This is a genomic window from Catellatospora sp. NPDC049133, assembly GCF_040648455.1.
Classification (GTDB): domain Bacteria; phylum Actinomycetota; class Actinomycetes; order Mycobacteriales; family Micromonosporaceae; genus Catellatospora; species Catellatospora aurea.
Genome location: NZ_JBEZDT010000011.1, coordinates 239,594 through 254,674 on the forward strand (window position 1 = coordinate 239,594; position 15,081 = coordinate 254,674).

The 15,081-nt window shown below is 69.7% G+C and carries 11 protein-coding genes and 2 rRNA genes; 5 read left to right on the forward strand and 8 right to left on the reverse strand.

From position 1 onward, the window contains the following. Window positions 1–21: 21 nt before the first annotated feature. The 4 genes from AB0B35_RS15505 to AB0B35_RS15520 form a co-directional block, all read right to left on the reverse strand. Window positions 22–1,677, reverse strand: coding sequence for a fumarate hydratase (locus tag AB0B35_RS15505; protein WP_361045459.1), 1,656 nt, complete (start codon window positions 1,675–1,677; stop codon window positions 22–24). A gap of 49 nt (window positions 1,678–1,726) precedes the next feature. Further along, on the reverse strand, window positions 1,727–3,013 hold the full coding sequence (locus tag AB0B35_RS15510; RefSeq protein ID WP_361045462.1) for a hypothetical protein: 1,287 nt from the start codon (window positions 3,011–3,013) through the stop codon (window positions 1,727–1,729). A gap of 80 nt (window positions 3,014–3,093) precedes the next feature. Then, window positions 3,094–3,573: an Lrp/AsnC family transcriptional regulator gene (locus tag AB0B35_RS15515; RefSeq protein ID WP_360541485.1), complete on the reverse strand. Its 480-nt coding sequence runs from the start codon at window positions 3,571–3,573 to the stop codon at window positions 3,094–3,096. 12 nt (window positions 3,574–3,585) lie between these two features. After that, entirely contained in the window at window positions 3,586–4,341 is a 756-nt protein-coding gene (locus AB0B35_RS15520; RefSeq protein WP_361045464.1) for a hypothetical protein, read from the reverse strand. A 186-nt stretch (window positions 4,342–4,527) separates the two neighbouring features. Here AB0B35_RS15520 and hppD point away from each other — a divergent pair, with 186 nt between their 5' ends. The 4 genes from hppD to hisC all read left to right on the forward strand — a co-directional run bounded on the left by hppD (window position 4,528) and on the right by hisC (window position 8,468). Continuing rightward, window positions 4,528–5,694: a 4-hydroxyphenylpyruvate dioxygenase gene (gene hppD, locus AB0B35_RS15525; protein ID WP_361045466.1), complete on the forward strand. Its 1,167-nt coding sequence runs from the start codon at window positions 4,528–4,530 to the stop codon at window positions 5,692–5,694. Between the two features lie 114 nt (window positions 5,695–5,808). Further along, window positions 5,809–6,525 carry an RDD family protein gene (locus AB0B35_RS15530; RefSeq protein ID WP_361045468.1) on the forward strand — a complete coding sequence of 239 codons (717 nt, stop codon included), beginning with the start codon at window positions 5,809–5,811 and terminating at the stop codon, window positions 6,523–6,525. Window positions 6,526–6,534: 9 nt separating this feature from the next. After that, window positions 6,535–7,404: an RDD family protein gene (locus AB0B35_RS15535; RefSeq protein WP_361045470.1), complete on the forward strand. Its 870-nt coding sequence runs from the start codon at window positions 6,535–6,537 to the stop codon at window positions 7,402–7,404. Continuing rightward, window positions 7,401–8,468 carry a histidinol-phosphate transaminase gene (gene hisC, locus AB0B35_RS15540; protein ID WP_361045473.1) on the forward strand — a complete coding sequence of 356 codons (1,068 nt, stop codon included), beginning with the start codon at window positions 7,401–7,403 and terminating at the stop codon, window positions 8,466–8,468. The genes AB0B35_RS15535 and hisC overlap by 4 nt, the downstream gene beginning before the upstream one ends. A 105-nt stretch (window positions 8,469–8,573) precedes the next feature. Here the strand turns inward: hisC and AB0B35_RS15545 are convergent, their stop codons facing one another. Continuing rightward, a complete protein-coding gene (locus tag AB0B35_RS15545; protein WP_361045476.1) occupies window positions 8,574–12,203 on the reverse strand; it encodes a PKD domain-containing protein in 3,630 nt (1,209 codons plus the stop codon). A gap of 443 nt (window positions 12,204–12,646) precedes the next feature. On the opposite strand from AB0B35_RS15545, the gene AB0B35_RS15550 reads away from it, so the two are divergent. Beyond that, window positions 12,647–13,912 (forward strand): PQQ-binding-like beta-propeller repeat protein, encoded by a 1,266-nt coding sequence (locus AB0B35_RS15550; protein WP_361045479.1) that lies wholly within the window; start codon window positions 12,647–12,649, stop codon window positions 13,910–13,912. Window positions 13,913–14,001: 89 nt separating this feature from the next. Here AB0B35_RS15550 and AB0B35_RS15555 read toward each other — a convergent pair whose 3' ends face one another. From AB0B35_RS15555 to AB0B35_RS15565, 3 genes are all read right to left on the reverse strand, one after another. Next, window positions 14,002–14,493: a hypothetical protein gene (locus tag AB0B35_RS15555; protein WP_361045481.1), complete on the reverse strand. Its 492-nt coding sequence runs from the start codon at window positions 14,491–14,493 to the stop codon at window positions 14,002–14,004. A 283-nt stretch (window positions 14,494–14,776) separates the two neighbouring features. Then, window positions 14,777–14,893: ribosomal RNA gene (gene rrf, locus AB0B35_RS15560) — 5S ribosomal RNA — on the reverse strand. A 100-nt stretch (window positions 14,894–14,993) separates the two neighbouring features. Next, window positions 14,994–15,081 (reverse strand): 23S ribosomal RNA (locus tag AB0B35_RS15565); the annotation flags it as partial.

The following is a 15,081-nucleotide window of genomic DNA, read 5'->3' on the forward strand; positions in this document are numbered from 1 at the left end:
GGGGGTGGGAGAGGCGGCAGGTCAGCGGCGGCCGATGGTGAGGGTGGGCTTGGAGGTTTCGGCGAAGAAGTCGTTGCCCTTGTCGTCGACGACGATGAAGGCGGGGAAGTCCTCGACCTCGATCTTCCAGACGGCTTCCATGCCGAGCTCCGCGTACTCCAGGACCTCGACCTTCTTGATGCAGTCCTGGGCGAGCCGGGCGGCGGGGCCGCCGATGGAGCCGAGGTAGAAGCCGCCGTACGCCTGGCAGGCCTTGGTGACCTGGCCGCTGCGGTTGCCCTTGGCGAGCATCACGTACGAGCCCCCGGCCGCCTGGAACTTCTCCACGTAGGCATCCATGCGCCCGGCGGTGGTCGGGCCGAAGGACCCGGACGCGTACCCCTCGGGGGTCTTCGCCGGTCCGGCGTAGTAGACGGCGTGGTCGCGCAGGTACTGCGGCATCGGCTCACCGGCGTCGAGCCGCTCGGCGATCTTCGCGTGGGCGATGTCACGGGCCACCACGAGCGGGCCGGACAGCGACAGCCGGGTCTTGACGGGGTGCTGGGCCAGCTCGGCGCGGATCTCGGCCATCGGCCGGTTGAGGTCGATCTTGACGACCTCGTCGGAGACGTCCTCGGCGGTGACCTCGGGCAGGTAGCGGGCCGGATCGGTCTCCAGGCGCTCCAGCCATACCCCCGACGGGGTGATCTTGGCGAGGGCCTGGCGGTCGGCGGAGCAGGAGACCGCGATGGCGACCGGGCACGACGCGCCGTGCCGGGGCAGCCGGACGACGCGCACGTCGTGGCAGAAGTAGCGCCCGCCGAACTGCGCGCCGATGCCGAAGTCGCGGGTCAGCTCCAGGACCTCGGCCTCCAGCTCGACGTCCCGGAACCCGTGCGCCAGCATCGAACCCGAAGAGGGCAGGTTGTCCAGGTACTTCGCCGACGCCAGCTTCGCCGTCTTCAGCGCGTGCTCGGCCGACGTGCCGCCGATGACGATCGCCAGGTGGTACGGCGGGCAGGCGCTGGTGCCGATCAGCCGCAGCTTCTCGTCCAGGAAGCGCATGAACGACGTCGGGTTGAGCAGCGCCTTCGTCTCCTGGTAGAGGTACGACTTGTTGGCGCTGCCGCCGCCCTTGGCCATGAACAGGAACTTGTACGCGTCCGGGTGACCGTCCGGGTCCTCGGCGTAGAGCTCGATCTGCGCGGGCAGGTTGGTGCCGGTGTTGCGCTCGTCCCAGGTGGTCAGCGGGGCGAGTTGCGAGTAGCGCAGGTTGAGGCTGGTGTACGCCGCGTGCACGCCCCGGGCGATGTTCGCCTCGTCGTTGCCGTCGGTCAGCACGTGCCGGCCGCGCTTGCCCATCACGATCGCGGTGCCGGTGTCCTGGCACATCGGCAGCACGCCGCCGGCCGCGATGTTCGCGTTCTGCAACAGGTCCTTGGCGACGAAGCGGTCGTTCGGCGAGGACAGCGGGTCGTCGATGATCGAAGTGAGCTGGGCCAGGTGCGCCGGGCGCAGGTAGTGCGCGATGTCGTGCATCGCCTCGGCGGTCAGCTGGGTGAAGATCTCCGGCTCGATGGTGAGGAACTTGCGCCCGCCCGGCCCGCTGACGACGTCGACGCCCTCGTCGGTGACGAGGCGGTAGTCAGTGGTGTCCGCGCCCAGGGGCAGCAGCGAGGAGTAGGCGAAGTCAGTCACGCGAAAAAGGGTACTCATGTGCCATCGGGTCGCAGAATTCGCGCCCTGGCTAATCGAACGGGAGGTAACCGAGATCACGCCGCTGGCCCAACAGCAGGCCCTTGTCGTCGGCGGCGAGCACCTCGGCATCCGACTTGACCTCCTTGCGGACCTTGCCGTCCTCCGGGTTCAGCACGATCACCCGGTTCGGGCCGCGGTCGGACACGACGACCACGGTGCCCCGCAGCGCCGCCGAGGCCTCCGGGCTGATCTTGCGGTGCCACAGCGCCTTGGGCTTGCCCGGGTTCCTGCCGTCGGGCACCACCGCGCTCAGCCGCCGCCCGTCGGTCGAACGCACCAGGGCCAGCCCGTTGGTCACCCCCACGATGTGCTCGCCCGGGGCGCACAGCAGCACCTGCTCGCCGAGGCCCGCCTCGATCAGCTGCTCCCTGCCCTCGATCGTCAATCCGACAAGCGCGCTGTCGGTGCCCATCGGCAGCCGACGCTGGTCGCAACCACCGCCGTCGAAGGTGCGCAGATGCTGCCCGGCGGGCAGGGGCCACACCCGCTGCCGGCTCACCGCGTCGAGCGCGACGACGGCGACGTCGCAGCCCCCGTCGCGCGGGTTCGCGGTGCTGCGCACGATGCGCCCGCCCGCGACAATGATCTTGTCGCGGCGGCCGGGCTCCAGGGGTGGATCCAGCCGCGGCTCCGACCGGCGCGGATCGACGACGTACACCTTGCCGTCTATCGGGAAGGCCAGCAGCTCCGGGCGGCTGCCCGGCTCGTGGCGGTCCGCGATCCGGTCCGAGGGGATCGGCTGCGTGCCCAGCAGCTCCGGATTGTCGGCGAAGAGCACGAAACCCATGCCCGGCAGGCCGGTGGACCAGATCTTCGTGCCGGTGCCGGGCGCGCGGCCGGTGACCTCGCAATCCTTGGGCGTACGGCAGGCCACGTCGACGACCTCGTCCCGGTACGTCCACACGGCGGAGGCCACCTCGTCGCGCCACACCACCGCACCCGTCCGCGGATCCAGCGCCTGATACCCCTTGACCAGCAGCTTTCCCGCGACGATGACCGGCTTGTCGGCCGGGCCGGCGACCGCCGCCCAGTCCGCCTCGGTCGCGAAGTTGCGCCGGCCGTTGAACCGGCTCAGCGCCTCGACCGAGTCCCGGTGCTCGACGATCACGTAGTCGTCGGTCAGCGTGACAGTCTGCGGGGTGCTGCCGAGCCGCTCCTGCCAGCGCGGCAGCGGTTCGGAGACCGGGCCGCTCGTGTTGAGCCAGGCCCACAGGTCAGGGAACGGGTTCCAGACGCCGGTGCTCACGAGCACGGTCAGCGCCACGGCCACTGCCACGAGCCAGCCTGCGCCAGCCCTCCCCTGAGCCATCCGGCCACAGTAGCCAGGAAACCGTCAAACGTGAGTGACTGTCCGATTCACCCGTGTCGGGCGGCTTTCCCCACCAGCGGCAGCGTCCGGTACGGCAACTGCTCGGCGAGCGCGATCAGCGTGGACGCGCGCACGATCCCGTCGTACGCCACGATCTCGTCGATGACCCGCTGCAGGTCGGCATTGGACCGGGCCACGATCCGGCAGAGCAGGTCGCCGCCGCCGGTGATGGTGTACGCCTCCAGCACCTCGGGGATCGTCGACAGGTGCGCGGCGACCGGGTCGTGGCCGCCGCTCTGCCGGATCTCCAGGGTCACGAACGCGGTGACGCCGTAGCCGAGCGCCGCCGGGTCCAGCTCCGGGCCGAAGCCCTTGATGACCCCGCGCGCGACGAGCCGGTCCAGCCGGGCCTGCACCGTGCCCCGCGCCACCTTCAGCCGGCGCGAGGCCTCCAGCACACCGATCCGCGGCTCGGCCGCCAGCAGCTCGACCAGTCGCACGTCCAGCTCGTCGACCGTGGAAGTCACCGGCTCATCATGTCACCGGGGCAGCCGGGTGACCTGTCCGGCTTGCTCGGTCCACACCTCTCCGGGAGCCACGATCTCGATCTTCCCGGGCTGTCCGGCAGCCTGCTTGCCCTTCCAAGCGGCCGTGAACCAGCCGTCGACGACGACCAGGGGCACGGTCCGGCCACCGCTCAGGGTCAGCGTGCCGCTGGTCGCGAACCGGGGAGCGACGCCCACGATCCATCCGCTCGTCTCCCAGGCCTGGTGGACGTAGCGCAGCGGCTGCCACGCCCCGCCGGTGGTCCGGCTGACGCTGACCATGGACAGCGAGCCGTCATCGCGGGTGCAGACAGAGATCATGCCGTCGGCGACGTACATCGACACTTGTCCGTCGTCGTAGACGGTCACGTGGCGGCGCGGCGGCAGCGCGGGTGTGCCTGCCAGTTCGGCGAACGACGCGCCGAGCTGCCGGCAGGCCTGCTCTGTGGCATCCATTCCGTCCGGCGTGCCGAACCTCGGCCCGGAGTCCACCAGCATGTCGTCCGCGCGGTGAGCCCGCACCAGGGCGTGCTTCAGGCCGCCTTCCGGGGCCCACAGCAGGAACAGGTCGCCCTCTAGCACCCAGGCGGTCGGGTTGGGGTGGGCACGTACGGCTTCCCAGCGCGCGCAGGCTCGGGCGTACGCCTCGGCCACGGCGTCCTCCGCGCCCGCGCGGTCGCCGCCCGCCGCGAGCACGGCGCGGAACACCGCGTCCTTGCCGCTGAGGTAGAACTCAGCAAAGTCGTCCATGGCCTTCTCCCCTGGTCCCACCGGAGATACGCCCGGGAGCCGCCCGAGCATGACAAGCCTTGGTAACGATTTGATAACTGGGCAATCTGTCCAGCAGATCGCCGCCACCACCGGTCGTTCTGCACAATCTGATCAGTGATCGGCGAGACAGTTGCCCAGCTCACGGCGCTGGGTAAATCTTTGCCCATGACCGCTGTAGCTCACCCGGCCGCCACCCACGCGTCGCCGGAGACGACCGACCCGTTCCCGGTGAAGGGTGTCGACCACATCGCCTTCCTGGTGGGCAACGCCAAGCAGGCGGCCCACTACTACTCCACCGCGTTCGGCATGACCCTGGTCGCCTACCGCGGCCCGGAGCAGGGCTTCCGCGACTACGCCGAGTACGTGCTGACCTCGGGCAGCGCGCGCTTCGTGCTCCGCGGCGCGGTGCACGCGGCCGCCCCGGGCGCGGACCACCACGCCCGCCACGGCGACGGCGTCACCGACATCGCGCTGGAGGTCCCCGACGTCGACGCCGCCTACGCGTACGCCGTGGCGCACGGCGCGACCGGCGTGCAGGAGCCGTACGACGAGAAGGACGAGCACGGCACGATCCGCATCGCCGCGATCGCGACGTACGGCGAGACCCGGCACACCCTGATCGACCGCTCCGGCTACACCGGCCCGTTCGAGCCGGGCTTCGTGGCGCGCGAGCCGATCGTGGACCGCTCCGCGGCCGTCGCCGCGGGTTCGCCGAAGCGCTTCTTCCAGGCCGTCGACCACGTCGTCGGCAACGTCGAGCTGGGCCGCATGGACGAGTGGGTGGAGTTCTACCACCGTGTCATGGGCTTCACGAACATGGCCGAGTTCATCGGCGACGACATCGCCACCGACTACAGCGCGCTGATGAGCAAGGTCGTCGCCAACGGCACCCGCAAGGTGAAGTTCCCGCTGAACGAGCCGGCGATCGCCAAGAAGAAGTCGCAGATCGACGAGTACCTGGAGTTCTACGGCGGCCCGGGCGCGCAGCACATCGCGCTGGCCACCAACGACATCCTGGCCACCGTCGACGCGATGCGCGCGGCGGGCGTGGAGTTCCTGGCCACCCCGGACTCGTACTACGACGACCCGGAGCTGCGGGCCCGCATCGGCAACGTGCGCGCCCCGATCGAGGAGCTGAAGAAGCGCAAGATCCTCGTCGACCGGGACGAGGACGGCTACCTGCTGCAGATCTTCACCAAGCCGGTGCAGGACCGCCCGACGGTGTTCTTCGAGCTCATCGAGCGGCACGGCTCGCTCGGCTTCGGCAAGGGCAACTTCAAGGCCCTGTTCGAGGCGATCGAGCGCGAGCAGGACACCCGCGGCAACCTCTGACCGCACCGCCAGCACCACGACGGGCGCCCGCCGACGCGTATGCCGAGGTAGGCGCCCGTCTCACACCCCGGCGCGGACCCTGCACGGCTGCGCGGACATGGAAGGATGTCGCGCATGACCTCCCCCTCTCCCGCCACTCCACCTGGCGACCCGGTGCAGCTGCGCGGCCCGGTGCCGCCGCAGGGCCCGGCACCCGTGCCCGGCTTCGTGCCGCCCCAGGGTCCACCCGCTCCGTGGGCCGGCCAGCCCACCGGCTGGGTGCCGCCCCCGCAGCAGGGCGCGTGGCCGCCCCCCGCCGTCCCGTTCGCGCCGAACGGCCAGCCGCTGGCGAGCTTCGCCGACCGCCTGCTCGCCTACCTGCTGGACGGTCTCATCCTCGGCCTCGTCGGCATGATCTTCACCGTGCCGCTGATGATCCTCTGGATGGTCACGGTGATGGACTGGACCGCGGCGAACAGCGGCTACAACGACGCGTACGGCCAGCCCGTGCCGGACGAGTTCTTCCAGCTCTTCGGCACGATGATGGTCGTGTTCGCCGGCATCTTCGCCGTCAACCTGGTCCTCACCTACCTGTACCTGGTCGAGTACCAGCTACGTAAGGGAGGCGAGACCGTGGGCAAGCGGGTGATGAAGCTGCGCGTGATCAAGGTGCAGCCCGGCGAGCTGCTGACCCGCGGCGACCTGACCAAGCGCTGGGCGGTGGAACGGGTGGCCGGCATCTTCGTGCCGTTCTTCAGCTACCTCGACGGGTTCTGGCAGCTGTGGGACAAACCGCTCCAACAGTGCCTGCATGACAAGGCGGCGAAGACCGTCGTGGTGAAGGTCGGTTAAATAGCTGTCATGACGATCAGTCCTGGGTGGTACAAGGACCCCGCCGATCCCAGCACGCAGCGGTACTGGGACGGCGAGGGCTGGCTCGGCGCGTCCCTGCCCGCCGACGCGACACCACCGGACGGGCCGCCCGCCGCGCCCCCGCCTCCGCCTCCGGCACCCGTGGGCCAGCCGGTGCACAAGGTCAACGAGCCCGGGAACGGTTCGGCGCCCCCGGTGCTCCCGCCGGCCGGTGGGATGCCGCCGGCCGGACCCGGCACGCAGCCGCTGCCTCCCGGCTGGCCGCATCCGGTGCCCCAGCCCCCGGTACGCCCGCACGGCATGCCCCTGGCCACCCCCGGGGCGCGCCTGGTGGCGCGGATCGTGGACACGATCGCGCTGGTGCTGCTCAACGTCGTGGTCAACGGCTGGTTCATCTACCTGTTCCTGCGCGAGTACATCCCCTTCACCCAGGCCATCACCGACAAGTGGATGGAGACCGGGGAGCTGCCGCTCGACATGGAGCGGCCGGCGCAGATGGACGCGCTGCTCCTCGTGATCATCCTGATCGCGCTGGCGCTGTGGTTCGCCTACGAGGTGCCGGCGACCGCGCACACCGGGCAGACCCTCGGCAAGCGGCTCGCCCGGATCAAGGTCGTCCGGGCCGAGAACCTGGACCCGCTAGGCGTCGGCCGGGCCTGGCGGCGCTGGAGCCCGCTGGCCATGCCGCTGCTGCTGCTCTCCTGCTGCGGCCCGTGCTTCGTCATACTTCAGTTCGTCGACGTCATCTTCCTGCTGATCGACCGCCAGCAGCGCATGGCCTGGCATGACCGAACGGCTGCCACCTACGTGGTGCGCCTGCCCGACCCGGTCCGTACCGACAAGAGGAGCGCATCATGAGCGAACGCAGCAAGCGTGGGCTGACCAGGCCCGACCTGGACGCCCTGCCCAACTACGTGCCCGGCCGCTCGGTGCCCGGCGCGATCAAGCTGGCCAGCAACGAGGTGCCGTACGGGCCGCTGCCGGGCGTGGTCGAGGCCGTCGCCGACGCCGCCGCCAACGTGCACCGCTACCCCGACATGGGCGTGGGCGCGCTGCGCGACAAGTTCGCCGATCGGCTGGGCGTGCCTGCCGAGCGTGTGGTGACCGGCTGCGGCTCCGTCGCGCTCGCCGAGCACCTGGTGCGGGCCACCTGCCTGCCCGGTGACGAGCTGATCTACGCCTGGCGCTCCTTCGAGGCGTACCCGATCATCGCGGCCACCACCGCGGCGACCTCGGTGCGCGTGCCGAACACCGCCGAGCACGGCCACGACCTGGCCGCGATGGCCGATGCGATCACCGACCGCACCCGGCTGATCCTGGTCTGCAACCCGAACAACCCGACCGGCACCAGCGTGCGCAAGGCGGAGCTGGACGAGTTCCTCGCCGCCGTGCCCGAGGACGTGCTGGTGGTGCTGGACGAGGCGTACAAGGAGTTCGTCACCGACCCGGCCGTGCCCGACGGCGTCGAGGTCTACGGCGACCGGCCCAACGTCGCGGTGCTGCGCACCCTGAGCAAGGCGTGGGGCCTGGCCGGCCTGCGCATCGGCTACCTGGTGGCACAGCCCGAGGTGGCCGCCGCGGTGCGCAAGGTGGTCACCCCGTTCTCCACCAGCATGGCCGCGCAGGCCGCGGCGCTGGCCGCGCTGGACGCCGAGGAGGAGATGCGCCGCCGCTGCGACCTGGTCATCGCCGAGCGCGACCGGGTGCAGATCGCCCTGGCGAAGCTGCTGCCGGGGGTGCCCGCCAGCCAGGCCAACTTCGTGTGGCTGCCGCTCGGTGACCGGGCGGTGGCGTTCGCGCAGGCCTGCGAGGCCGAGGGCGTCATCGTGCGGCCGTTCGCGGGCGACGGGGTGCGCGTCACCATCGGCACCGCCGAGGAGAACGACGCGCTGCTGCACGCCGCGGAGAAGTACTTCGTCTGACCCGTACCCACGAAAAGACCGCCGCCGGCCCGAGAGCCGGCGGCGGTCTTTCGTTCTGTCGGCCCTCCCCGCCGGACCGTCAGGCCCGGCGGGGAGGTTCACCTGTCACGCGGCGGCGACGGTGATCTGCCTGGTCGTGCTGGCCGCCTTGCCCCAGCCGTCGGTGACGGTGAGGGTCAGCGTGTACGTGCCCGCGGCCGGGAACGTGTGGGCCGGCGCCGACGAGGTGCTCGTCGGGGTGCCGTCACCGAAGTTCCACAGGTAGGTGAACGTGTCGCCGGTGTTCGGGTCCGCGGACCCGACGCCGGAGATGTTGCACACCAGCAGCGTGCACGACGGGGTGTTGATGACCGGCGTCGGCGCCACGTTGCCCGCGGGCTCCGTGATGGTCACCGGCAGGGTCTTCGTAGCCGTCAGGCCGTACTCGTCCTTCACCGTCAGCGTCACGTTGAACGTGGCCGCCGAGGTGTAGGTCTTGGTGGCCACCGCGCCGGAGCCGGAGCCCTGGCCGAAGGCCCACGAGTACGTCAGTGCCGGGGTGTTCTCGTCGGTCGAGCTGCGGCCGTCGAAGGTGCAGACGTTGGCCGCGCAGGACACCGTGAAGTTGGCGACCGGGGCGACGTTCGGCGGCACCTGGACCGTCACGGTGACGTCCACCGACGGATTCGTGGCGAACCCGTGCTGGTCGACACCGCGCACCTTGACCGTGTACGTCCCGGCCGGGATCGCCGGGGTGGTGTACGAGTAGTTCGAGCCGGGCGAACCGGGCGAGTTCAGGAACGCGCCCCGCCAGCTGGCCGACGTGCTGGTGAACGTGCCGGACGAGCTCATGTAGCGGCCCAGGCTGTCCACGATCGCCACCTGTGCCTCGGCGATCTGCTGGTCGTCCTCGACGCGGCCGCTGACGAAGATGCGCGCGTCGGTGAAGACCGCGCCGTTCGCCGGCTGCATCAGGGTGGTCGAGACCACCGGCGGCAGGTCACCCGGGTAGATGGTGTACGTCGCCGTCGCACCGCTGGTCGAGGTGTCCTGCTGGCCCACGGTGTCGTACGCGTACGCCGTCACCGAGTACCGGCCCTGCACGGGCAGGTCCGTCGACAGCGTCCAGGTGCTGCTGGTGCCGTTCGGCGTGGCTAGCACCGCGTCGCGGGTCGCGAACGCGGCACTGAGCGTGCCGTTGGCCTGCAGGTAGCGGCTGCTGTCCAGCTCCCGGATGGCGACCTTGACGCTCGCCACGCCGAAGTCGTCGGTCGAGGTGCCGGCGAGGTCGAGGTGCAGCACGTCGGCGACCTGGTTGCCGGTGACGTTGAGCAGGCCGTTCGGCGGGTTGTCGCCGGGGATCTGCGCGTTGATCGTCAGTCGGCCCTGGTTGGCGCTCGCCGTCTCCAGGCCCAGGTCGTCCGCGGCCTTGACCGAGAACGAGTACGCGCCCGGCTTCAGGGTGAACGGCGTGGTGTACGACCAGTTCAGCGACGTCGCGTTGAGGTTGGCCGGGGAGACCCGGTACCAGCCCGCCTGCACGTCGGTGCCCCAGGTGCCGTCGGAGGCCAGGTTCTCGCGCGTGGTGCTGTTGCGCAGCTGGATCTCGACGAAGTTGAGGTTCTGGTCGTCGGTGGCCGTGCCGCTGAAGGTCAGCGTGCCACCGGGTGCCACGGTGAGCGGCGCGGTCGCGGTCGGCGGGTTCATCACCGCGGGGGCAGTGATGGTGACCGACGGCGCGATACCGGTCGAGCTGATGATCCAGGTGCGGTCGGTGGTGTCGAGCGAGGACTGGGTGCTGTCCGACGGTGTGACCTGAATCTTCCACTCACCCTCGTACGGCACCGTGATCTCGGTCGACCAGGTGGTGGTCAGACCGCCCACGACGTCCGGGTCGATCCGGAACGTGTTGAACGTGCTGGCCACGGAGCCGTCGTCCTGCAGGTACCGGTTGTTGCCGTCGCGCATCGTGTAGCCGATCGACTGCACGCCCTTGTCGTCGGTGGCGGTGCCGGTGACGGTGAACGTGGTCGACGGCACGACGCTGCCCGACGGGCCGGTGATCGACGCTGTCGGCGGGCGGTCGTCGAGGCTGAACGTCTCGAACTTCTTGACCGCCTTGGTCGCGTCGCTGCTGCCGTTGTTCGCGTACGACTTCGCCAGCACCTTGATGCGGCGGTTGCCCGTGATCGTCACCGGCAGCGACCAGTTGCTGGCCGCGGTGTTCGGCGAGGCCAGGTTGGTGTTGATGATGGCCGCCGAGCCCCACGTGGTCAGGTCGGGCTGCAGGTAGCGGTTGGTGTCCATGTCGACGATCTCGACCTGCACGCGCTTGAGCGAGTTGCCCGTCGCGGTCGCCGAGCCCGTGATCGTGAACTGCTGACCGGCTGGCTTGACCTGGCCCTCGATCGGCTCAATGATCTTCGTGTCGTACGGCGAGGCCGCCGGGATCGAGTTGAAGTCGTAGAACGCGACCCGGCCGACGTTGTAGCCGCCCTGGGTGGTCGCGTCACCGCCGGCGAACAGACCACGCGGGGTGGCCAGCATCGCCTTGTTGCCCTCGTACGAGTTCGAGCCCGGGTTCCACTCGATGGCCTTGCCGTTGCTCGGGTCCAGCGCGCCGATGTGGTCGCGGCGGACCACCGCGTCGCCCAGGCCATAGCCGCTCAGGCCCTGGCCCGTGCCGTAGCCGACGTCGTCCAGACCCGGCCACGGGTCCGGCGCGGTCTGCGACTCGTTCCACGAGAAGTGGCCGCCGATGTACACGGCGTTCTCCGTGATGGCGACCGAGTAGAGGCTGTCGAACGCCCGCGAGATCCACTGCGGCTGGACCAGGTCGTTGCCCGCGATCGGGAACGCGATGGCCGTGTCGTTGATCGGGGGCCGGTCGCCGCCCGAGCCGCTGGTCACCACGAAGAACTGGTCGTTGGGCGCGATGTCGCCCGCGTAGATGCGCTGGATGCCGCCGACGAACTGGAGGTTGTCCTCCCACAGCCGGGTGCGCCAGGGCAGCAGCTGGTTCGTCGTGGTGTCGATGAGGCCGACGCCGTAGCGGTCCTGGTTCGCGATCTTGCGCGCGGTGTGCACGACCAGCAGCTTGGTGTCGTCGTGCGTGAGCACCAGGGCCTGCACGGTCAGCGCGCCGTCGACGCCGATGCCGCCGGACAGGTTGTTGTTGAAGCCGGTCACCAGGGCGCCGGTGGTCGCGTTCACCGCGGCGAGGCCGACCCGCGCGGTGTTGTTGATGAGCGTGAACTGACCGCCCAGGTACACCGTGGTGTTCGTGGCCTCGATCGAGGTGCCCGCGCCGTTGGCGTTGGCCGTGAAGCCCGCGATCGGCGCGCCCGTGGTCAGGTTCAGCGACGCGAACTTCTTCTTCGACACCCCGTTGATGGTGTTGAAGCGGCCCGCGACGAACAGCTTGGTGCCGTCCGGCGACGCCTCGACCTCGGTCACCCCGCCGCCGGCGAACACCGGCTTGAAGGTGGTGTCGATCAGGCCGGTGTCGATGTTGAAGGCCAGCAGGTTCGCCTGGTTGACCACCGTCGTGTTCGTCGACGTGTTGTTGCGCGCCGACGTGAAGGTGCCGGCGATGAAGACCCGGCTGCCGACGTACGCGATGTCCGTGATCTCACCCGAGGTGATGCGCGGAGTGTTGGTTCGCGGAACGTCCGGGACGATTTTGGTGTGGTTGGGCTTCGGCTGTGCCGCCGAAGCAGTGGACGCGGTCACGAAGACGGCGCCCACAATGGACATAGCTCCGAGTAACGAAGCTGTGACTACAGATGCCACGCCTTTGCGTGTGCGCACGGTTGATCCCCCACGCATTCAGAATCCCCAAACCCAGGTGGAAGTACAGCTTCCCCCGGAAGCCTAGGGAGCACCCTCTCAAGGCAGCCGACGGTCGGGAATGGGCTCTTCGCCTCATCCGATGGTCCGAGTGGGCAATGAATACCGGAACCCCCGTCCGATGCTGAAATCAACACCCCACTGACCTGCGCATATGTATTTCACTCGGGGAAAGTGAAATACCCAGTCGCACTTACGACACCCGCCCGGGTGACCGCTGCCACGTGTGGTTTTGCCGCTTCCGTGCCGACCGTCAGACGGCCGGCGACCGGGTCGCCACCGCGTCGCCCGGCCATCACCTGGCCGAACGCCCTCGGAAAGCGGCCATGCCTCCGTAATAGGGTGCACCTATGAGGTGGCGGACCCTGCCCCGCGGCGCAAGGCTCGCGGTGATCGGCGCAGTCTCGGTGGCGCTGCTGGCAGCCGCCGGACTGGTGGCCTGGCGTGTGCTCGGCCCGGCCGACGTCGTGACTCCGGCGACCAAGCCTTACCCCGAGCCGGTCATCCCCGCCCCGGGCGCGATCGGCGTGCTGGTCTCCGCCCCGCTCGTGCTCGACGACCGGATCCGCGTGTTCGCCACCAAACGGCAGGTCTGGGCCGACGCACCCCCGAACTTCAAGTACGAACGCAGCGCGCTGTGGTCGCTGCGCCGCTGGCCCGCACAGCTCATCGGCGTCGTCGCGGTCGGCGGCGGCAGCCCCGTCGTGGTCAGCTCCTGGTCCGACGGTGAACTCGTCGGCACCGACGCCCGCACCGGCACCGTCGCCTGGCAGATTCACGCCGAGCCGCTCGGCGACGCGTACACCGGCCGGCGCACCGGGGCGTCCACCGTCTACCAGCCGCCCGGCCTGTTCACCACCGACGGCTCCGTCGTCGTCGCCGGCCCCGCACACGTCACGGCATACGACCCGACCACCGGCGCCCAGCGCTGGCAGGTGGCCGCACCCGCGGGCCGGGACTGCCGCGGCACCGACCTCACCTCGGACCGCCAGTACCTGGTCCACGACACCTGCGCGGGCACCGTACGGCGCATCGACACCACGACCGGCACGGCGTTGGCAGACCTGGGCAGCGGGGTGACCACCGCCGAGCCGGTGTCCTGCGCCGTCGGCCACTCACACTGCCAGGGCGTACGCCTCACCAACACCAACGGCACCGAGGGCCTGCTCCTGACCGGACCGGACACCGAACCGTCACCGCCCCTCGCGGCCGCGGGCTCGCTCCTCGCCGCCGGACTCGCCGTCACCGCACCGGACCCCGCCGCCGCCACCCACCTCGACGGCCACGACCCCCGCACCGGTGCCGTGCGCTGGACCTGGCAGCCCCCCACCGGCGACAACACACCACCGCCGCGCCTACTGGCCGCCGCCGGCGACCGGGTGCTCCTACTCGCCCCGGACCACACCCTGATCGCCGTCAGCGCCACGTCCGGCAAGGAACTCTCCCGCTCGTCCCTGCAGCTGTACTACGAGCCCGACTTCACCTACGACCTGGCCCAGGTGCACACCTCCGGCCGCTACGTGGCCCTCGTCCGCACCCTCCCCGGCGCCCCCACCACAGCCCCCGACGACGACTACTACCTCACCCCCCGCACCGTCCTCCTCGCCGCCTCCTGACCCACCCACCCTTCTGGGTTGATCATGAACTTATGGCACGGTTCGACGGTGTGTCGCGGGCACAGCCTCCTGCTGACCTTGCAGATCATTCATCGGGTACGGGCGTCGACGTCCAGCCACTCGTCGGTGCCCCGGCAGCGGTCCAGCCCCACCGAAACGAACTCGTCGGCGTCACGCCGCCGACGGATCGCGCCCAAGTGCGCGAGAACCTGGGAGATGGGACTGCCGATGGCGGGGAACGGCTCATGCTCGCCGACGTACATCGGCCCGATCGCCAGCTCCCCCCGAGCCCAGAGCGCCGCCCTCTGCGTACCCACGCCACCGAGGTAGTCGGCCTCGACGTAACCCAGCGGACCTGCCTTCGACCAGTCGGAAAGCACGTTCTCGAAGCCGCCCGGCAGTTTCCAGAAACGCAGACCGTCACCGCGGCTGCCGTCCGTGGCGGCGTCGAAGAGCTCATCTGTCATGGGGATGAGGGCGAAACCCTGCCGTAGCGGCACGACCACGGCACCGGGTTGCTCTGCGGCGACCTTGCGGAGGACATCCTCTGCGCCGATGACTGCCTGCAGGCCGTAGCTCATCCGATCCCGATCCTCCCCCGCCGGCCGCCCTGACGATCCGGCGGCGCGACTGCTGGCACCCGGGCAGTGCACCGGGTGCCGCAGATTCTGCCCCGACGGGCGGGAACGCTCAACCTGAGGGGGCACACCAGTCCGCCACCCGCGAAACCGCACCTCGGCGCGACTCTCCGTCGCGAAACCAATGCGGACACGAAAAAGGGCCCCGTGGCATAGGGGCCCGAAAAGAAGTCCATAAACGCGTCAAGGCCCGACCATGACGGTCGGGCCTTGAACAGCGATGTTTGTCCGGCGGTGTCCTACTCTCCCACAACGTCCCCGTTGCAGTACCATCGGCGCTGGAGGGCTTAGCTTCCGGGTTCGGAATGTTACCGGGCGTTTCCCCTCCGCCATGACCGCCGTAACTCTATCAACATGTCAACCGCACCACTCGTGGTGTGCTGGTTGCGTGTCGTGATGTGCATGGTGGACGCGAGACATCGTTGCAGGATCTGCTGTGTTGTTTAGGTAAGTCCTCGGCCTATTAGTACCAGTCGACTGAACACATTACTGTGCTTACATCTCTGGCCTATCAACCCGGTGGTCTAGCCG